This is a genomic window from Microbacterium sp. LTA6, from assembly GCF_045690355.1.
GTDB lineage: Bacteria > Actinomycetota > Actinomycetes > Actinomycetales > Microbacteriaceae > Microbacterium.
In genome coordinates, this window is record NZ_CP147855.1 from 563,887 (window position 1) to 581,833 (window position 17,947).

Below are 17,947 nucleotides of genomic sequence, written 5' to 3' on the forward strand. Positions count from 1 at the left end.
CTCGCAGGTGCGACGACGGGGTGACGAAGCGGGCCGGTGTGCGCAACGGGCATCCGATGCGCACACCGTGGCGCCTAACCGCGTGACCGTTTGAGGTGCCGCCACAGACTCGACCACTGCTCCCCCTGGAGATCCCGCGGGAGAACACGGGGGGAGATACCTGCGTGCGCGAGTGCCTGCCGTGCGGACACGACATCGACGCGCGCAGCGCGTGCGACGACCACCGCCAGACTGGCCCCGCGGCCCGTGAACACCGCACCGATGAATGCCTCATACGCCCGACGCTCCGATCGCGGGATGAGGGCGGTCGCGCGTCGGCGGACCGTGAGCACGCCGCCGTCGACGCTGGGCTGCGGCGAGAAGCCCCACGCCGGTACCCGTCCCTGCAACTCGAAGTCGAACCAGGGCGCCGACTGCGCGGTCATCATCGTGCCGCCGCCCACGCCTGCGCGCTTTCGAGCGACCTCCCACTGCGTCAGCAGAACTGCGTGCCTCCATCCCTCCGAGGAGAGGAGGCGACGAAGAATCGGCGTCGTGAGGTGGAACGGGATGTTGCCGACGACGACCTCGGCGTCGAGCGGGTAGCGAGTGGCATCCGCCGCTTCCACCCGCACCGCGGGTAGCGCCTTCCGAAGGCGCCGGACTCGATGCTCATCGATGTCGATCGCGGTGAGGGGCCTGCCCAGCTCGGCGAGCGAGCGGGTGAGGGCGCCGTCGCCCGCGCCGAGTTCGAGGATCGAACCCGAGGTGTGCGCGACAAGAGACGTGAGACGGCCGAGCGTCGGCCGGTGGGTGAGGAAGTTCTGGCCGAGTTCGTGTCGGCCGCCATGAAGAGAACGAGGCATGAGTGCGCTCCAGAAGAAGAATCGGAGCACCTCGAGGGAGGGAACGCGCGAGAGCGCGGAGAAGCTGCCCGTCCCGAGGTGCAGATGGCATCTCGGAGGACGGCGCGTACGACGAGCGAGCGCGCCGTCAGGCGCGGCGGTCGCGGAACGTGAAGGAAGGCGCCGTCACCAGCGCGCTGTTTATTGTTCCCATCGGACCAGCCTACGATATCCGCGCAGCGTCAGATCCAGCCGCGTTCCTCCGCAAGGAGGACCGCCTGCTGACGGGTGCCGACGGCGAGTTTGGCGAGCACCGCGGAGATGTGGTTGCGCACGGTGCCGGGCGCCAGGGACAAGCTTCGGGCGATCTGACTCGTGGTCTCTCCCCGGCGTCCGGCGCGCAGCACATCGAGCTCTCGGTCGGTGAGCGGGGAGCGCTCGTCGCTCAGCGCATCCGCTGCGATCTCCGGGTCGACATAGCGTCCGCCCGCAGCAACGCGGCGGATGATCGCCGCGACCTCGTCGGCGCCGCGGGACTTCGGGAGGAACCCGGCGACGCCCGAGGCCAGCGCCCTGCGCAGGATTCCCGGTCGCGCGTGGCGGGTGACCACCACGCACCGTGTCGCGATGGCGCGGTTCAGGCGCTCGGCGACCTCGACGCCGTCGAGTCCGGGCATCTCCAGGTCGAGCAGGCACACATCCGGCAGCAGTCGCAGCGCCTCGGCGACCGCCTGCTCGCCGTTCTCACATTCGGCGACGACCTCGATGTCGTCTTCGAGACGGAGGAGAGCGGCGAGCGCAGAGCGGATCATCCCCTCGTCGTCGGCGAGCAGAACCCGGATCATCGTGCTTCTCCCTGTCGTGCCGGCACCGTCACGACAACCGTGAACTCGTCTTCGCCGCGGTGCACCTCCAGCGCGCCCTCGGCCTCGGCGATCCGGCGCCCGACGCCCTCGAGTCCTGAGCCCTCACGCCCGGGCTCGATGCCTGGAACGACGTCGTTTGAGATCTCATAGCGCCAGGCATCCGCTTCCCGCGCGAGCACGAGCCGTGCGCGCTTTCCGCCGCCGTGCCGGATCACGTTCGTCGTCGTCTCGCGGATGACGGGGCCGAGATCGGATGCCGGTGCCTGATCGGCATCCGCCGCGATCGCCGTCTCGACATCGAGCCCGGCCGCCCGCAGCAGATCGCGGGCGTTGGCGAGCTCGTCGCTCAGCGGCACCGAACGGAACCGCATCGCGAGGTCGCGCGTGCCCTGCCGCGCTTCGTCGACGCTCGCCCGCGCCGCACGGAGTTGCTCCATCCCTGCTTCCGGGTCGCGCGGCATGAGTCGTTCGGCGAGCTCCAGCTGCAGCGCGATCACCTGGAGGTGGTGCCCCTGCAGGTCGTGGACGTCGGTCGCCACGCGCAGACGCTCCTGCGTCGCGGCGAGTCGCGCCTCGGAGGCGCGAGCCCGATCGAGTGTGATCAACACATCCCACCACCACAGCGAGCTCACCGTCATCGCCGGCAGGATGAGCGTGTAGACGACGGGGAGCGTCCAGGCCTCGTCGTACGCCGGGCCACCCGAGGACGCATCGACGAAGGCCGCGCCGACGAGCACGAGAGTCACCGCGATGACGAGGCGGAGCCGAACACCCCTCGGCCAGTTCAGCAGAACGAGGAACTGCGCGACGGGCATGATTCCGAGCAGCCAGCTGTCTGTGATGGTGCCTGCTGTGATGCCGAACGCCAAAGAAACGCCCGCCGGCACCGCCAGCGGGACCCATCGAACCCCTGGCTCAGCGTCGATGCGGTGTCGGTAGGCGGCGATCACCGGCACCGTCGATGCGCACCAGAGCAGGCCGCCGATTCCGACGATGAGCGCGATGGCACTTCCCGGCGTCACCGCGAACGCGATCGCGGTCCACACCAGCACCAGAAACACCTCGAAGAACATCACGGCGCTCGCGGTGTACCACCACGTCGCGGTGATCCCGCGGGCCAGCTGCTGGGCGCCGGGCCCGGGCTCTGCGCCTGCGGCGAGGGACTTCGTGCTCATTCGAACCACGATAGAGGCATGACACTTGTCAGGGATCCGGCAGGTGTTGCGCACGCGAAGAGGTGACAGCCCGGCACTGCCGCGCCGAGGCGAATGCCGATGAACTGGACTCATCGCGACGGACACACCGATCGCCCGGAGACCAGGAGCCACCGTGAACCTCATCGAAACCTTCCAGAACCTCGTGGCACAGGTGCCCGAGCTCGTGCAGCCGCTGATCGTCGCCCTGGCCGGCGCTGTCCCCTTCATCGAAGGCGAAGGCGCCGCCGCCATCGGGATCATCGGCGGCATCCACCCGGTGATCGCCGCCATCGCTGCGATCGCCGGAAACTTCCTCTGTGTCGCTGTCCTCGTGCTGCTCAGTTCCGGTGCCCGACAGGCCATCGTCACCCGACGCGACCGGTCTCGCGAACTCGTGCCGGCCGGTGGCACGATGCCGCTCGACGACGACATCGTCGGCGACTCCGGCCGCAAGACGGCACGCAAGGAGAAGTTCCAGCGGGCGCTCGTGCGTTACGGCGTTCCCGGTGTGAGCCTGCTCGGCCCGCTCCTGCTGCCGACGCAGTTCACCGCGACCATGCTCGCCGCGGCCGGCGTCGGCAAGGTCCGCATCCTGATCTGGCAGGCCATCGCGATCATCGGCTGGACGACCGTCATCACGGCGATCATCGGCAGCGCGGTGTACGCGATCCACTGAGTTGTGACCATGCAGCCTGGGCTGAGAGACCGTGCGGTCAATCAGCCCAGGTTTCGCGTCTCCAGCACAGTGATCATCGTTCAATCCTGCCCACGCTCGGCGCCGGTGGAGGCAGGACGCGCTCCGAAGTTGCGCGAGAACAGGTCGGCGGAGTCGTACGCGGCTTTGACCGCTGCCAGGCGCTCGCGCGTGCCCTCCGGATAGATCGAGGCCACGGCATCCGCCGATGACCCGTCGAGCGAGTTCGCGTACGCACCTGCAACGTGCGGCTCGAGGTCGCGCCACACTTCGGTCATTCGCGCGTGGATGCCACCGACCGCCGCATCCGGACCGACCGCGAAGGTCGTGACCATGAGCTCGGCGTAGCGGTGGGCGAAGGCTGTGGCGTCGGCCGGGACCTCGGCGAACGCGCCGCCGAGACTGTGCAGGACGATCGCTGACGGCTGCGACTCCCCGGCGATCCGGGCGACGGCGAGGGCAGCGGCATCCGCGGCGTCCGGAGCGACGAATCCGTTGCGGACCACGGCGCGCAGCCCGAGCGGCAGTTCCGCTCCCGGGTGCAGGATCTCGGCGTAGGTGCGACGGCGTGCGTCCACCGACAGCGGAGCGGCGATCGCGCGCAGCGCGTCGACGGACTCGACGAGATCACCCTCGTCGGAGCGCACCATCGTGACGACGATGGGAGCCTCCTTCCCGCCGGCGAGCGGGTTCGCCAGCACGACGGTCGATCCGATCGCGTGCGGCGCGTGCCGCATGTGGGCGGCCCATCCGGTGACGATCCGCTCTGCCTGGTCGGATGAGAAGGTCAGGGCGGCGAACTCGACCGTTCGAGTCGCCTGCGCCTCGAACTCGAACGCGGTGACGACGCCGTACGCTCCACCCCCACCGCGCAGCGCCCAGAACAGCTCGGCGTGGTGCTCGGCATCCACCACGAGCACGTCGCCAGAGGCCGTGACCAGTTCGACGGCACGGAGGTGATCCAGGGTGAGCCCGTCTCGACGCACCATCCAGCCGATCCCGCCGGAGAGGGTCAGCCCGCCGACGCCGACGTCTGCGGTGTCGCCCGACGAGATCACGAGGCCGTGCGGAGCGAGGGCCTCGACCACCTGCCGCCAGAGCGCGCCACCGCCGACGCGCACCCGGCGATCCGGGAGCACCTCCACGGCGTCGAGGGAACGCAGGTCGATGACGATTCCGCCATCGACCGTGCTGAATCCGGCAGCCGAGTGACCGCCACCGCGCACGGCGAGCGGAAGATCGGATGCCGCCGCGAAGCGGACCGCGCGGGCGACGTCGGCGGTGTCGGCAGGACGGAGGACGAGGACCGGTGCGGCCGACGCCATCGGCGTACGGGCAGCGGCCGAGTACTCCGCCGAATCGGGAGTGATGATCGCGCCGGTGAATTCGGCGAGCTGGGTGTCGATCTCGGCAAGCATGATGTCTCCTTCGGATGCCCGCCGAAATGGCGAGTCATGAAGAAGACGATGAGAGCGATCGGAATGTGACCGGATCCGAGAAATCGGTGTCTGCCCGCCGAGTTCACGGCGGACAGGTCACGTGACGCACACTCCGATGCAAGGATGAATCATGACCGACGTCGACCGTGAGATCTCGACACCCCCGTCGATCGCCGGACCGGATTCGATCGCGTCATTCGCCGAACATCGCGGACTGCTGGAGGCAGTCGCCTACCGGGTACTGGGAAGCATGGTCGACGCCCAGGACGTGGTGCAGGACGCCTGGCTGCGGTGGAGCGGCGTCGACCCGGCCGGCATCCTCGACCCGGAGGGCTACCTGGTGCGCATCACCACCCGGCTTGCGATCGACCAGCTGCGCAGTGCTCGCGCCCGGCGGGAGGCATACGTCGGTCCGTGGCTCCCCGAACCGATCCGCACCACGCCCGATGTGGCAGACCGGGTCGAACTCGCCGACTCCGTCTCGACCGCCGTCCTTCTCGTGCTGGAAGCCCTGACCCCGATCGAGCGCGCTGTCTTCGTGCTGCGGGAGGCGTTCGGCTACTCCTATGCCGAGATCGCGGAATTCGTCGACCGGCAAGAGCCCGCCGTCCGGCAGATCGCGCATCGCGCGCGGAACGCCGTTGCTGCTCGCCGGCGGCGATATGACACGGATATCGAGACGCGCCGGGTCGCGACGGAGCGGTTCCTCGCGGCCTGCGTCGGCGGAGATCTTGAGGCGCTCATGGCCGTGCTGGCACCCGGCGTCACGATGATCAGCGACGGCGGCGGACGAACCTACGCGCCGCGCAAGCCGATCATCGGACGCGAGGCCGTCGCCCGCGCGATCCTCAAGCTCACGCGGCAGGCACCCGAGGGAACCCGACCGTTCATCGCGCCGCTGAACGGCGGTCCGGGAATCGTGCTCACGGCATCCGGCCCGGTGCTCGCAGCGACGCTGCACCTGCGGGACGGAGTGATCGAGATGCTGCACGTCGTGAGCAACCCCGCGAAGCTGACGCACGTGCGCCACGGAAATCCGATCCGAGTGTCACGTATCGCTCTGCTGTCTCGTCCGTGAGGTGAAGCATCCTCAACGAACGGAGCAATACGTGTTCATCCTCGGACTCGCCATCACCCTTCTCACCGCGGCTCTCAACGGCGCCATCGCCGTCTTGAACCTCATCGGACACGACTATCCGAAGTCCCAAGCCGATCAGATGCGCATCCCGCACTCGCTCCTCCCCGTTTTCGGCACCATGCTCGGCGCCGGGAGTCTCGGGCTGGTGGTGGGACTCGCGGTGCCCTCCCTCGGCATCGCGGCGGCCGCAGGCTTCGTGATCTACTATCTCGTCGCGCTGGGCGCCCACTTTCGGGTGCGTGATTTCCGCCTGATTCCCTGGGCGACGATGTTCGCGCTCGCCTGCGCGGCGCTCGCCGTCGCCACGTTTCGGGCTGTCGGCGCATGATCCTCTCGATGCGCCGGCACCCTCCTGCTTCTTCGAAGACCTCTCCACGACCCAGTGGCAGGATGGGGATCTCAGAGCGAATCGAGGAATGATGAGCGCACTCCTGCAGATCCTGACCACGCACGTCGCAGACGGCACCATGCCCGGAGCCGTCGCTGCGACCGGCTCCCCCGACGGAGAGGTCGAGATCATCAGCGTGGGCGACATGTCACGCGATGCCATCGTGCGCATCCAATCGATGACCAAGCCCGTGACCGCGGTCGCGACGTTGCGTCTCGTGCAGTCCGGTCGCCTGAACCTGGATGACCCGGTGGAGACGTGGCTGCCAGAGTTGGCCGACCGGCAGGTACTGCGCTCTCCCGAGGCAGCTCTCGATGACACCGTGCCGATGAGCACGCCGATCACGGTGCGCCACCTTCTGACGAACACATCGGGTTACGGCATGACGACGGCCCCCAGCCCCCTGCGTGAAGCCATGATCGCGAATCGCACCGAGGCTGGACAGGAACCGGTCGAGTTGGGAGCGCAGGAGTGGCTCGATGCCCTCGCCGACCTGCCGCTCGCGTTCCAGCCGGGCACCGCCTGGCGCTATCACCATTCGTTCGGAATCCTCGGCATCCTCCTGTCGCGCGTGGTCGAAGGGTCGCTCGAGCAGCACCTGACCGACGACCTCTTCCGTCCGCTCGGCATGGTGGACTCGGGCTACACCGTCCCGCTCGAGAAGGCGCACCGGCTACCCACCGCGTACCGCCACGACGAGACGGCCGGACTGACGCAGACCGAACCGGCGGCCGGCGGGTTCTATGTCGCGCCGGCCCCGTTCGACCTCAGTCATGCCGAACTGGTGTCCACGGCTTCCGACTACGCGGCGTTCGCCCGCATGCTCGCCGGCGGCGGACAGCACCAGGGGAAAGCCTTCCTGGAGCCCGCTCTCCTGGAGCAGTTGCACACCGACCAGGTCCCCGCGGGGGCCAAGGCGGACGACAGCTTCTTCCCCGGGTTCTGGAACGGCACCGGATGGGGATTCGGGGTCGCGGTGCGCACCGCGGGAGAGCACGCCGGACGGTACGGGTGGTCAGGCGGCCAGGGTACGGATTTCTTCGTCGACCCCGACGGCTCTTTTCAGATCGTGCTGACCCAGGTCGAGATGGGCGAGCGGATCATGGGGCTGTTCAGCGACACGCAGTGACGACACCTCACCTGAACACCGTTCAGTACACTGGGCTGGGTCATTCCGAGCCGCCCCAGAGAGAAGCCGATCACGCCTGTTTCGTCATCCGTGCACCGCGTCGCGACCGTCGATCCTGACCGCGTCGCGATCGTCGGCGACGGCGCGCACCTGACCTACGCCGAACTGGCGCAGGATGCGCGCGGGATCGCGGCATTCATCGACGGTTGCGTGCGCGCCCTGCCGGTGTCGACAGACCTGCCCGTGGTCGGGATCTGTGTGCGCTCGGCGTTCGTGACGGCACGGCTGGTGGTGGGTCTCGAGGCCGGGTCGACGATTCTCACCGTCGTTGATCCTCAGTGGCCCCAGGCACTGCAGATCCAGATGATCCGGAACACGAGAACGCAGATCCTGCTCACCGATGTGCCCGGTCTGCCTGACGCTCTGCGGGCCGCGGGCTGGGGCGGAACCATCATCCCCGCCTCCGATCTCGATCACCTTGCATCCGCCGGCAGCACGCCCGGCGAGGGCGCGTCGATGATGGATTCGGCGAAAGATGACGATGCCCCGTTCCTGATGCTGTTCTCCTCGGGAACGACCGGCACTCCGAAGGCGTTTCTGAAGACCCGGGCGCAATACCTCGCGAACGTCGCGGTATCCCGCGAGTTCCTCGGCGCGCACCCCGGAGTGGCGACGTTCGCACCCGGACCCCTGTCGTACAGCCTCACCCTGTACGCCCTGTTCGAGGGGCTCGCCACCGGTGGGCGCGTGCATGTGGCAGACCGGCTCGATGAGTTGTGGTTGACCGGTCGCGCCCGCGAGGAGAACGTCACACGGCTGGTGACCGTGCCCTCGGCGCTGCATGCTCTCGCCGATGCCGCTCACCGTTCCCCGGCGCGTTTCGAAGGACTCCGCCTGATCATCACCGGCGGCGCGGCGCTCTCCTCGGCGACGCGCGCCCGGGTCACCAATGAGATGCCTCAGGCTCGCCTGGTCAGCTATTACGGGGCGGGCGAACTCGGATTCATCGGCGACAGCCGCGACGGCGACGGCACCCGCATCCAGTTGTATCCGCGCGTCGAGGCTCTCGTTCGCGACGATGCCGGGCACGCACTCGAGCCGGGCGAGCTCGGAACACTCTGGGTCCGATCAGGGTCCTGCACCACCCAGTACCTGCCGCACACCACGGATGCGGAGTTGTCGGATGCCGAGGGCTGGGCGACCGTCCATGACCAAGGTTCCCTTGACGGCCGCATGTTCGTGTTCGCGGGGCGGCGGGGCGAGGTCGTCGCGACCGGAGGGCACAAGGTCGCTCTGGCCGAGGTGGAGCGCGCCTTCGACGGGATGCCGGGGGTCGGCGTGGTCTGCGCGATCGCGCTCCCCCATCCAAGCCTGGGCTCCGTCGTCGGCCTCGTCCTCGAGGGCGACGATCTGCCGTCGAAGCGAGTCCTCCGGGAGTGGGCGGCCTCGCAGCTGCCGTCAGCGTCAGTGCCTCGACGCTGGCACGCCGTTCCGAGCCTTCCCCGCACCGGCGGAGGCAAGGTCCGCCGAGGAGCGACTGTGCAGCTCGTCCTCTCCGGAACCGGAGCGACGCGCCTGTGATCGCGTCACACCGCGAGGTGGTCGTCACCGGTGTCGGCGCCGTCACCGCCAGTGGAACGACGGCGGCCGCACTCTGGAACTCGGTTGTCGAAGGGCGCAGTGGAATGAGCGTCCTCCCCGACAGCCTGACCACGGGGATGGCGGTCAGCGTCGGCGGCGTCATCGCAGGGTTCCCGGAGCCGCCGGATCTGCCCGCCTCCCTCGCGCGTCACCTCAGCCCCGTGCAGCGGTGGGCGATCACGGCCGCCGATGAGGCGCTGACGGATGCCGGCTGGGATCGGTCCCGTGGCGCATCACCCTGGGAGCCGTATCGCGTCTCCATCATCGTTGCGACCGGATCCGGGCCGGTCGATGCGATGCTGCGGGCCGGATCCGCCTTCGAGGCCGGCGGACCGCGAAAAGTCCCGCCAGGCCTGGTCGTCTTCGGAACAGCCGACGCTGCGGCCGGAATCCTGAGTCAGCGATACGGGTTCCGCGGCGCGACGCACGCTGTCACCGCGGCCTGTGCCAGCGGGGCAGTCGGAATCGGCGAAGGGTTGCGGCGCATCCGGCACGGTTATGCGGACGCCGTGCTCGTCGTCGGCATGGAGGACTGCCTGAACTCCGTGCACCTCGCCGCGAACACCAACCTCCGCGCACTGGCCACCGGGTACGCCGACGACCCGTCATCCGCATCGCGCCCGTTCGATCGGTCCCGTTCCGGATTCGTGATGGCGCAGGGCGTGGGAGCCGTCCTTCTCGAAGCCGCCGACACCGCAGTCCGCCGGGGCGCCGTGCCGCAGGCCACCGTCGCCGGATTCGGTGAGACGACGGACGCCCACCACCCCACCGCCCCGCATCCCGATGGGCAGGGGGCGGCCGCGGCGATCCGTGCCTGCCTCGCCGACGCGCACACCTCCGCCGCGCAGGTCGATCACGTGAACACGCACGGAACGGGGACTCCCCTCGGAGATCGCGCCGAGATCGCGGCGCTCGCCCACGCACTCGGCGAGCGCGCGCACCGCGTTCCGCTCACGGCCACGAAATCGTCGACCGGTCACCTGCTCGGAGCCTCCGGAGTCATCGAAGCCATCCTCGCGGTGCTGACCCTCCGCGATCAGACGCTCCCGCCGACGCTCAACCTCACCGATCCCGAGTTCGACGATTGGGTCTTCGTCCGCGACCGCCCTCAGGCGGTCGCGGTCGAGACGGTGCTCTCGAACTCCTTCGGATTCAGCGGGCACAACGCGGCGCTGCTGTTCACCAGCCGGTGACCCGCGAGCCTCACTCGACCAAGACGTTCGTCGGGTCGCCGCGCAGCCGCGCTGCCGCCTCGACGACGGCTCCGACGGCACCGGCCAATGAGCGGATGTCGCGGAAACCGCGCTCAGCGAGCAGAGACCCTGCTCGCGCGGCACGCACTCCAGAGGCGCACACGGTGACGATGCGGGTCGATGGAGCGAGCTCGTGGAGTTGCGGAGCGGTCGCGATGGAGCCGAGCGGAATCCGCAATGCGACCGGCAGCGCCCCCGTTGTCTCTGCGGCCTCACGCACGTCGATGACGACGAGCGCTTCTCCTCTGGCGAGCTCGCGAGCGAGAACCGACGGCATCACGATCGGGACGACCGGCCTCGTCGACGCGGATGCCGCGGCATCCGTCCTGCACTCGGCCCTCTCAGCGGTTGCGTCCGGCGCCGTCCGATTCGGATCCGGATCCGGCGACAGGGTGAACGTGCGCCAGGTCGCATCCAGAGCATCGAACTGCAGCAGCCGTCCGAGGAGGGTGCGGCCGGTCCCGGTGATGAGCTTGACCGCCTCCGCCGCCATCACCGCCCCGATGGCGTGGCAGACCATCCCGAGCACGCCGCCGGTCGCGCAGGTGGCCGCGTCGCTCGGGGTGTCCGGATGCAGGTCTCGGTACCCCGGGCCGTACGGAGGCCAGAACACGCTCACCTGGCCGGAGTATCCGAGCACGGCACCCCACACGACCGGCATGCCGAGACGTTCGGCGATGTCGGCGACGAGGTAGCGCGTGGCGAAGTTGTCGGAGCCGTCGATGACGAGGTCGTAGCCGGCGAGGATCGTCTCGGCGTTCGCGACGGTGAGGCGCTCGCGGTGCTCACGCACGGCGACCCCGGGATTGATCTCCTGCAGCGCGTCGCTCGCCGACGAAGCCTTCAACCGGCCCAGATCCGACATCCCGTGCAACAACTGCCGATGCAGGTTGCTGATCTCGACGGTGTCATCGTCGATGACGCCGACGACGCCCACACCTGCCGCGGCGAGCGCAGCCAGCACCGGAGTGCCGAGCCCGCCGGCCCCGACGACGAGCACCCGGGCCGCCGCGAGTCGGCGTTGCCCCGCTTCGCCGATGCCCGGCAGAGCGAGCTGGCGCGCATAGCGGGCACGGGCATCCGCATCGAGGGGGCCGGCGGGGTCGACCAGCGGGTGGGGCGGCCCGTGATGCGTGCGGTTCACAGGTCGGGCCTTCCCGCCGTCGACGAGGATGCCAGGGCATGCTCGCGGCGTGGAATCCGGCCGGACCGCGCCGCGAGGCGCCCGGCGATGACGGCGTGCTGGAATGCCTGGGCCATCCCGACCGGGTCGATCGCGCGGGTGACGGCGCTGGCGAGCAGCACCGCATCGCAGCCGAGTTCCATCGCCAGCGCCGCATCCGAGGCGGTGCCGACGCCGGCGTCGAGCACGACAGGTACCGATGCCCGGGAGACGATCAGTTCGATGTTGTGCGGGTTGAGGATGCCGAGTCCAGTGCCGATCGGGGCCCCGAGCGGCATCACCGCTGCCGCCCCCAGATGCTCCAGTCGCAGCGCGAGAGCCGGGTCGTCGTTCGTATAGGCGAGCACGGTGAAGCCGCGCTGCACGAGCTGTTCCGTCGCATCCACGAGCTCCACGGCATCCGGCAGCAAGGTGTCTTCGTCGGCGATGACCTCGAGCTTCACCCAGTCCGTCTCGAACGCCTCGCGCGCGAGCTCGGCCACGAGAACCGCTTCGCGGGCAGTGAAGCAGCCAGCGGTGTTGGGGAGCAGGCGGATGCCGCGCTCGGCGATCATCGAGTAGAGCGTGCCCGCCTCCGGCGAGTAGCGACGCACCGCGACGGTGGTGAGCTCGGTGCCAGAAGCGGTGAGTGCGGCTCCGAGATCGGCAAGGCTCTCTGCCCCGCCCGTGCCCATGATCAGCCGTGAGGTGAAGCGGACTCCGGCGACCTCGAACGGGTCCTCCCGCTCAGCCACCCTGCACCGCCGTGAGCACTTCGATCTCGTCGCCGGTGCTCAGGACCGTCGTGGTCCAGCTGCCTCGCCTCACGATGGCCGCGTTGACCGCGACGGCGAGGCCCAGCGATTCGCCGTCGGCTGCCCGGCCGTCGGCGCCGATGGCACGGCCGGTGAGGTCGGTGACGACGTCGGCGACAGTGGCGTCTGGTGCGATGCGGGCGGGAGCGCCGTTCAGGCGAACGTCGATCATGAGACCTCCAGGGGTATGGGGGATGCGGTGAAGCGGTCGGGTCGGAAAGGGGCGATGCCGGTCGGGGCGACGCCCGAGATGAGCGAGGCCACGGCCTCGGCCGCGATGGGCGCGAGCATGACGCCATGGCGCCCGAAGCCGGTGGCGATGATCAGCCCCGGTGCCGCGCGTCCGAGCAGGGGCGCGTTGTCCGGAGTCGTCGGCCGGGCCCGCGCCGTGACCTCGAGCAACTCGAGTTCGGCCACGGCAGGCACCACCGCAGCGGCGTCGCGCAGCAGTTCGTAGACGCCGCCCGCCGACGCTGCCGGCCCGCCGTGTTCGCGTTGCGTGGCACCGAGCACGACGGTGCCGTCAATACGCGGCAGGAGGTACACCGACGCACCGTGCACGCGAGCGCGAACGGTGCAGTCGAGCAGCGGGCGCAGCCGATCGGGAACGCCCAGGCGCAGGATATCGCCGTACACCGGGCGCAGCGTCGGCACGAACGGCATCCCGTCGAGGCGGCCGGCGGCGAGGCCGTTCGCGACGACGACCTCTCGCGCCGTGATCACGGCGTCGTCGAGGCGCACTCCGATCGCGGGCGACATCGGATCATTCGGGTCTTCGTGCAGGATGCCGCGCACCACGGTGCGCACGATGCGATCTCCGAGGGCGGCGAGCAGAGCGGTGGCGAGGGCGCGGGGGTCGATGCGATGCTCGCGCACGCGACGGACCGCGGTCGTCCGCGGACCGAGGAGGGGTTCGAGGCGTCGCGCTTCACGCAGCGTCAGCGGCTCGATCGCTCCTGGCTGGAGGGCGGAGAGATCGTCGATGCTGCGGCGATCCGCGTCGTCGACGGCGAGGAGCAGAGTCGATACGGCCTCGAAGCCGCACCGGCCACCACCGGGGATCGTCGCGAGGAAGGCGGGATACCGCGCCGCCGATTCCTGAGCGATGACATGCAGCGACTGCTCGGTGGGGCGGTGCTCGCTGATCGGCGTGATCATGCCGGCCGCGGCATACGTCGCGCCCGACGCCGGTTCCGGATCGATCAGACGCACATCGCGGCCCGCCCGCGCGAGCTCCCACGCGATCGAGAGCCCGATGACTCCCCCGCCGATCACGACGGTATCGCAACGCACCGATACACTCGCCGCATGCTGCTCTCCTCCGCCCGGCTCTACCTGTGCACCGACGCCCGCCGCGATCGAGGGGACTTCGCCGAGTTCGTCGACGCGGCCTACTCCGGCGGCGTCGACATCGTGCAGTTGCGCGACAAGGCGCTCGAAGCCGCCGAGGAACTCGAGTACCTCGGCATCCTGCGCGAGGTCGCCGAGCGGCACGGTCGACTGTGGGCCGTCAACGATCGGGCTGATATCGCGGCCGTCTCCGGCGCGCCCGTCCTGCACCTCGGCCAGGGCGACCTGCCCCGTCCGGCTGCGCGCCGCATTCTCGGCGGCGACATCGCACTGGGCCTGTCGACCCACGACGCCGACCAGCTCGCCGCCGCCCGCGCCGAGCCCGGACTCGACTACTTCTGCGTCGGACCCGTGTGGGCGACGCCCACGAAGCCCGGCCGCGCCGCCGTCGGCCTCGACCTCGTACGCGCGGCCGCCGATGCCGACCTGGCCGGTGTCGCGCGGCCGTGGTTCGCGATCGGAGGGATCGACCTCGACACGGTCGACGAAGTGGTCGCCGCCGGCGCGAGCCGGATCGTCGTCGTACGCGCGATCACCGAGGCCGGCGACCCCGCCGATGCCGCGCGGAAACTGCGCGCGCGGCTGCCCGAGATGTGACATCCACTCAGCCGCGGAGAGTCGGCTCTGGCAGTTTCTCGCCCGCCGGATCCCGCAACGCGGGCGCCGGCAGATAGACGGTTCCCCCGGCTTCGCGGAAGGCCTCTGCCTGCTGCTGCATCCCGGCGATCGCCGTCTGTTCGGCGACGCCACCGAAACGGTCGCGGATGTCCTGCGAGATGCGCATCGAGCAGAACTTCGGCCCGCACATCGAGCAGAAGTGAGCCGTCTTCGCGGGTTCTGCCGGCAGGGTCTCGTCGTGGAACGCCTCGGCGGTATCCGGGTCGAGTGACAGAGCGAACTGGTCGCGCCAGCGGAACTCGAACCGCGCCTTCGACAGGGCGTCGTCGCGGTCTCGGGCGCCGGGGTGGCCCTTGGCGATGTCGGCAGCGTGAGCGGCGATCTTGTAGGTGATCACACCGGTCTTCACATCGTCCTTGTTCGGCAGCCCGAGATGCTCCTTCGGGGTCACGTAGCAGAGCATCGCCGTGCCGTAACGGGCGATCTCGGTGGCGCCGATCGCCGAGGTGATGTGGTCGTAACCGGGCGCGATGTCGGTCACGAGCGGGCCGAGCGTGTAGAACGGGGCGCCGTGGCAGAGCGCCTGCTGCCGCTCGACGTTCTCGCGCACCAGGTCGAACGGGATGTGGCCGGGACCCTCGACCATCACCTGCACGTCGTACTGCCATGCCCGCGCCGTGAGCTCGGCGAGGGTGTCCAGCTCGGCGAACTGAGCGGCATCGTTGGCGTCTGCGGTGGAGCCTGGCCGCAGGCCGTCGCCGAGCGAGAAGGCGACGTCGTACCGCGCGAAGATCTCGCACAGTTCATCGAAGTGCGTGTACAGGAAGTTCTCCTGGTGGTGCGCGAGGCACCAGTCGGCCATGATCGACCCGCCGCGTGACACGATGCCGGTCACCCGGTTCGCGGTGAGCGGCACGTAGCGCAGCAGCACGCCGGCGTGGATCGTCATGTAGTCGACGCCCTGCTCGCACTGCTCGATCACGGTGTCGCGGAAGATCTCCCAGGTCAGGCTGCGCGACTGGCCGTCGACCTTCTCGAGAGCCTGGTAGATCGGCACGGTGCCGATCGGCACCGGCGAGTTGCGCAGGATCCACTCGCGGGTGGTGTGGATGTCGTCGCCCGTCGACAGGTCCATGACCGTGTCGGCCCCCCATTTGGTCGCCCACCGCAGCTTGTCGACCTCCTCGGCGATCGAGCTCGTCACCGCGGAGTTGCCGATGTTCGCGTTGATCTTCACCAGGAACGCCCGTCCGATGATCATCGGCTCGGACTCGGGGTGGTTCACGTTCACCGGGATGATCGCCCTTCCCGCGGCGACCTCGGAACGGACGAGTTCGACGTCGCACGCCTCACGCACCGCGACGAAACGCATCTCGGGCGTGATCACGCCCTGGCGCGCGTAGTGCATCTGGGTGACGGTGCGCCCATCGAGACCGCGGCGCGGCGGGCGGCTCGCGCCTCGCCATTCGGCGGAGGCTGCACCACGTCGAGTCGCACTGCGACCGTCGTCGTGGAGGTTGCGGGCACGACCCGAGTATTCCTCGGTGTCGCCGCGCGCGGCGATCCAGCCGTCGCGCATCGGCGGAAGGCCCGCCTCCGGCTCGCACGGCGGCCCTTCGGTGCGGTACACATCGAACGGTTCGTTCGCCGAGGCATCCGGCGAATCGGCGAGCGAGATGCGGGTGACGGGCACCGAAATGCCGTGTTCTTCATCGTGATGGTGCGCGAGAACGCGCACCTTTTCAAAGGTGCTCACAGGCTCCTACTTCCTACGCCGGCATTACCCGGACAGGTTCTACGGTCGCAGGCAGCTTCAGCCAGATCTCAGCCCGTGCTCGGGCACCCGTGTGGACGGGATGATGCTAGCACGCGGGCGACGACGAAGTCGGCGCCGACCGCCCGCTTAGAGTTGGCAGGTGACTTCCTCCTCCGGCGACTTCGAGCTGGCGATGGACGAGATCCGCGTGGTCGCCGGATTCGCCGCCGAAGCAGCGGCACGGATCCTCCCGATCTTCGAACGGGTTCACCCGGATGATGCCCGCCCTCGTGAAGCCGTCGATGCCGCACGGGCGTTCGCCGCCGGGGCGCCCCGCACGATGCTGCAACGCACGACGGCGTTCGCCGCTCACCGTGCGGCGAAGGAATCGACCGATGAGCGCGCGAAGCTCGCCGCGCAGGCCGCCGGTGACGCAGCGGCAGCGGCGTACCTGCATCCGATCGCCAAAGCGCACCAGGTCGCGCACATCCTTCGCGCCACCGCGATCGAGGCGTACCTCGCCGAGCTGGACGACGCGGGCGATGAGGAGCCCGGCGCTCTCGCTGTCCGGCGCTGCGCAGAATCCGCGAGCCCCGGTCTGATCGACGTCCTTCGCCGATACCCTCCGGCGCCACCGGGGACGAACCGCGTCGCGCAGATCATGAGCATGCTCGACACCGCACTGCGAAACGCCGGTAGGTAGTCGGCAGAGCGCTCAGCGCAGAGTTCGCACCGCTCCGGTGTCGGTGGGCATCGTCATATCGTCGTACGCGGCGCGGGCGACCTCGACTTCCTCGATGTGCGATTCGGCCCACCGCCCGAGTGCTGCCAGCGGTTCTTGAAGGGTGCGCCCGAGTGGAGTGAGGGCATAGTCGACGCGCGGAGGCATCTGATCGAACGCCGTCCGGGAGACGATCCCGTCGCGCTGGAGTTCTCGCAGAGTGTCAGCGAGGACTTTTCCGCTGATACCCCCGACCGCTTCGCGGATCTCCCCGAACCGCAGGGCCCCACCACTGAGGGCGACAACGATCATCGCCGTCCACTTGTTGGCGATCCGCGCAAGCGATGTCCGCGAGGGACACGTCGCGAGCATCACGTTCCACTCCGGTCTTTCCATAATCACGCCCTTAGTTACGTTGAGGTAACAAGTTACCAAATGTAATCATAGGTCAGATCACCTCGATAGAAGGAGAAATGCAATGAGCGAGAACACCCCTGCTGCTGTGGCGGATGCCTACTTCAGTGCGCTCGGCAACGGCGACGTGCCCGCCGCGATGAGCCTCATCAGTCCGGACGTCGTCTGGCACCAGCCCGGAGCAAACCGATTCTCCGGAGATCACGCCGGTATCGACGGTGTCGGCGCCATGATCGGCGGCATGATGGAGGTCAGCGAAGGCACCTTCCAGCTCTCGGTGTCCGGGCCCGCCATGGTCAACGGCGAGTTGGTCGCCGTTCCGGTTCGCTTCACCGGCCAGCGCAGCGACGTATCGATGGACATGAGCGGCGTCGATCTGCTCACCGTTCGTGACGGGAAGATCGTCGAAGTGCATCTGTTCTCGGAGGATGGTCCGGCCGAGGACGCATTCTGGGGACGCGCCTGAGGCGCGCGCTCGGGATGCTGTGGGTTCAGGCGCGAGCCGTCTGAACCCTGCCTGCCGCCCGGTCGAGAGCACGCAGT

Annotated in this window: 19 protein-coding genes and 1 riboswitch; of the genes, 9 read left to right on the forward strand and 10 right to left on the reverse strand. The window is 69.1% G+C overall.

Features of this window, described 5'->3' with window-relative positions; translation table 11 throughout:
* Window positions 1-74: 74 nt before the first annotated feature.
* The 3 genes from erm to LTA6_RS02655 form a co-directional block, all read right to left on the reverse strand.
* The gene (gene erm, locus LTA6_RS02645; protein ID WP_341975920.1) at window positions 75-845 is read right to left on the reverse strand and encodes a 23S ribosomal RNA methyltransferase Erm; all 771 of its coding nucleotides are present in this window, start codon (window positions 843-845) and stop codon (window positions 75-77) included.
* 221 nt (window positions 846-1,066) lie between these two features.
* Window positions 1,067-1,669 carry a response regulator transcription factor gene (locus tag LTA6_RS02650; protein WP_341975921.1) on the reverse strand — a complete coding sequence of 201 codons (603 nt, stop codon included), beginning with the start codon at window positions 1,667-1,669 and terminating at the stop codon, window positions 1,067-1,069.
* Entirely contained in the window at window positions 1,666-2,865 is a 1,200-nt protein-coding gene (locus LTA6_RS02655) for a histidine kinase (protein WP_341975922.1), read from the reverse strand. Before LTA6_RS02655 ends, LTA6_RS02650 begins: the two co-directional genes overlap by 4 nt.
* Before the next feature lie 154 nt (window positions 2,866-3,019).
* Between LTA6_RS02655 and LTA6_RS02660 the strand changes: the two genes are divergently transcribed.
* A complete protein-coding gene (locus LTA6_RS02660) occupies window positions 3,020-3,562 on the forward strand; it encodes a small multidrug efflux protein (protein WP_341975923.1) in 543 nt (180 codons plus the stop codon).
* A gap of 80 nt (window positions 3,563-3,642) precedes the next feature.
* Here the strand turns inward: LTA6_RS02660 and LTA6_RS02665 are convergent, their stop codons facing one another.
* Entirely contained in the window at window positions 3,643-4,998 is a 1,356-nt protein-coding gene (locus LTA6_RS02665; protein ID WP_341975924.1) for an FAD-binding oxidoreductase, read from the reverse strand.
* A gap of 151 nt (window positions 4,999-5,149) precedes the next feature.
* On the opposite strand from LTA6_RS02665, the gene sigJ reads away from it, so the two are divergent.
* The 5 genes from sigJ (at window position 5,150) to LTA6_RS02690 (ending at window position 10,508) form a co-directional block, all read left to right on the forward strand.
* Window positions 5,150-6,097, forward strand: coding sequence for an RNA polymerase sigma factor SigJ (sigJ, locus tag LTA6_RS02670; RefSeq protein WP_341975925.1), 948 nt, complete (start codon window positions 5,150-5,152; stop codon window positions 6,095-6,097).
* A 31-nt stretch (window positions 6,098-6,128) separates the two neighbouring features.
* Window positions 6,129-6,485: a DoxX family protein gene (locus LTA6_RS02675; RefSeq protein WP_341975927.1), complete on the forward strand. Its 357-nt coding sequence runs from the start codon at window positions 6,129-6,131 to the stop codon at window positions 6,483-6,485.
* 88 nt (window positions 6,486-6,573) lie between these two features.
* Window positions 6,574-7,674: a serine hydrolase domain-containing protein gene (locus LTA6_RS02680; RefSeq protein ID WP_407358570.1), complete on the forward strand. Its 1,101-nt coding sequence runs from the start codon at window positions 6,574-6,576 to the stop codon at window positions 7,672-7,674.
* 90 nt (window positions 7,675-7,764) lie between these two features.
* Window positions 7,765-9,255 carry a class I adenylate-forming enzyme family protein gene (locus tag LTA6_RS02685; protein ID WP_407358571.1) on the forward strand — a complete coding sequence of 497 codons (1,491 nt, stop codon included), beginning with the start codon at window positions 7,765-7,767 and terminating at the stop codon, window positions 9,253-9,255.
* Window positions 9,252-10,508, forward strand: a complete 1,257-nt coding sequence (locus LTA6_RS02690; protein ID WP_341975930.1) for a beta-ketoacyl-[acyl-carrier-protein] synthase family protein — start codon at window positions 9,252-9,254, stop codon at window positions 10,506-10,508. The genes LTA6_RS02685 and LTA6_RS02690 overlap by 4 nt, the downstream gene beginning before the upstream one ends.
* A gap of 10 nt (window positions 10,509-10,518) precedes the next feature.
* On the opposite strand, the gene LTA6_RS02695 is transcribed toward LTA6_RS02690, so the two are convergent.
* The 4 genes from LTA6_RS02695 to thiO are packed head-to-tail and all read right to left on the reverse strand — an operon-like array spanning window position 10,519 to window position 13,838.
* Window positions 10,519-11,712 carry a ThiF family adenylyltransferase gene (locus LTA6_RS02695; RefSeq protein ID WP_407358572.1) on the reverse strand — a complete coding sequence of 398 codons (1,194 nt, stop codon included), beginning with the start codon at window positions 11,710-11,712 and terminating at the stop codon, window positions 10,519-10,521.
* On the reverse strand, window positions 11,709-12,425 hold the full coding sequence (locus LTA6_RS02700; protein WP_407359241.1) for a thiazole synthase: 717 nt from the start codon (window positions 12,423-12,425) through the stop codon (window positions 11,709-11,711). Before LTA6_RS02700 ends, LTA6_RS02695 begins: the two co-directional genes overlap by 4 nt.
* 52 nt (window positions 12,426-12,477) lie before the next feature.
* Window positions 12,478-12,717 (reverse strand): sulfur carrier protein ThiS, encoded by a 240-nt coding sequence (gene thiS / locus LTA6_RS02705; RefSeq protein ID WP_407358573.1) that lies wholly within the window; start codon window positions 12,715-12,717, stop codon window positions 12,478-12,480.
* Entirely contained in the window at window positions 12,714-13,838 is a 1,125-nt protein-coding gene (thiO, locus tag LTA6_RS02710; protein WP_407358574.1) for a glycine oxidase ThiO, read from the reverse strand. Before thiO ends, thiS begins: the two co-directional genes overlap by 4 nt.
* A gap of 15 nt (window positions 13,839-13,853) precedes the next feature.
* Here thiO and thiE point away from each other — a divergent pair, with 15 nt between their 5' ends.
* Entirely contained in the window at window positions 13,854-14,492 is a 639-nt protein-coding gene (gene thiE / locus LTA6_RS02715; RefSeq protein ID WP_407358575.1) for a thiamine phosphate synthase, read from the forward strand.
* Window positions 14,493-14,499: 7 nt separating this feature from the next.
* Here the strand turns inward: thiE and thiC are convergent, their stop codons facing one another.
* Complete coding sequence (gene thiC / locus LTA6_RS02720; RefSeq protein ID WP_341975936.1) at window positions 14,500-16,269, reverse strand: phosphomethylpyrimidine synthase ThiC; 1,770 nt, start codon at window positions 16,267-16,269, stop codon at window positions 14,500-14,502.
* Window positions 16,263-16,370, reverse strand: a riboswitch (TPP riboswitch). Its footprint overlaps the gene before it by 7 nt.
* A gap of 59 nt (window positions 16,371-16,429) precedes the next feature.
* Here thiC and LTA6_RS02725 point away from each other — a divergent pair.
* Complete coding sequence (locus LTA6_RS02725; RefSeq protein ID WP_407358576.1) at window positions 16,430-16,972, forward strand: putative immunity protein; 543 nt, start codon at window positions 16,430-16,432, stop codon at window positions 16,970-16,972.
* 12 nt (window positions 16,973-16,984) lie between these two features.
* On the opposite strand, the gene LTA6_RS02730 is transcribed toward LTA6_RS02725, so the two are convergent.
* Complete coding sequence (locus tag LTA6_RS02730; protein WP_341975938.1) at window positions 16,985-17,386, reverse strand: helix-turn-helix domain-containing protein; 402 nt, start codon at window positions 17,384-17,386, stop codon at window positions 16,985-16,987.
* Window positions 17,387-17,468: 82 nt separating this feature from the next.
* Here LTA6_RS02730 and LTA6_RS02735 point away from each other — a divergent pair, with 82 nt between their 5' ends.
* The gene (locus LTA6_RS02735) at window positions 17,469-17,870 is read left to right on the forward strand and encodes a nuclear transport factor 2 family protein (RefSeq protein WP_407358577.1); all 402 of its coding nucleotides are present in this window, start codon (window positions 17,469-17,471) and stop codon (window positions 17,868-17,870) included.
* Window positions 17,871-17,947 lie beyond the last annotated feature (77 nt).

What these genes read in the sequence shown, in the direction of transcription:
- LTA6_RS02665 (WP_341975924.1), bottom strand. Translation starts at nt 4,998, where the DNA reads ATGCTTGCCGAGATCGACACCCAGCTCGCCGAATTCACCGGCGCGATC.
- LTA6_RS02700 (WP_407359241.1), bottom strand. Translation starts at nt 12,425, where the DNA reads ATGGGCACGGGCGGGGCAGAGAGCCTTGCCGATCTCGGAGCCGCACTC.
- sigJ (WP_341975925.1), top strand. Translation starts at nt 5,150, where the DNA reads ATGACCGACGTCGACCGTGAGATCTCGACACCCCCGTCGATCGCCGGA.
- erm (WP_341975920.1), bottom strand. Translation starts at nt 845, where the DNA reads ATGCCTCGTTCTCTTCATGGCGGCCGACACGAACTCGGCCAGAACTTC.
- LTA6_RS02680 (WP_407358570.1), top strand. Translation starts at nt 6,574, where the DNA reads ATGATGAGCGCACTCCTGCAGATCCTGACCACGCACGTCGCAGACGGC.
- thiE (WP_407358575.1), top strand. Translation starts at nt 13,854, where the DNA reads ATGCTGCTCTCCTCCGCCCGGCTCTACCTGTGCACCGACGCCCGCCGC.
- LTA6_RS02650 (WP_341975921.1), bottom strand. Translation starts at nt 1,669, where the DNA reads ATGATCCGGGTTCTGCTCGCCGACGACGAGGGGATGATCCGCTCTGCG.
- LTA6_RS02735 (WP_407358577.1), top strand. Translation starts at nt 17,469, where the DNA reads ATGAGCGAGAACACCCCTGCTGCTGTGGCGGATGCCTACTTCAGTGCG.
- thiS (WP_407358573.1), bottom strand. Translation starts at nt 12,717, where the DNA reads ATGATCGACGTTCGCCTGAACGGCGCTCCCGCCCGCATCGCACCAGAC.
- LTA6_RS02730 (WP_341975938.1), bottom strand. Translation starts at nt 17,386, where the DNA reads ATGGAAAGACCGGAGTGGAACGTGATGCTCGCGACGTGTCCCTCGCGG.
- LTA6_RS02655 (WP_341975922.1), bottom strand. Translation starts at nt 2,865, where the DNA reads ATGAGCACGAAGTCCCTCGCCGCAGGCGCAGAGCCCGGGCCCGGCGCC.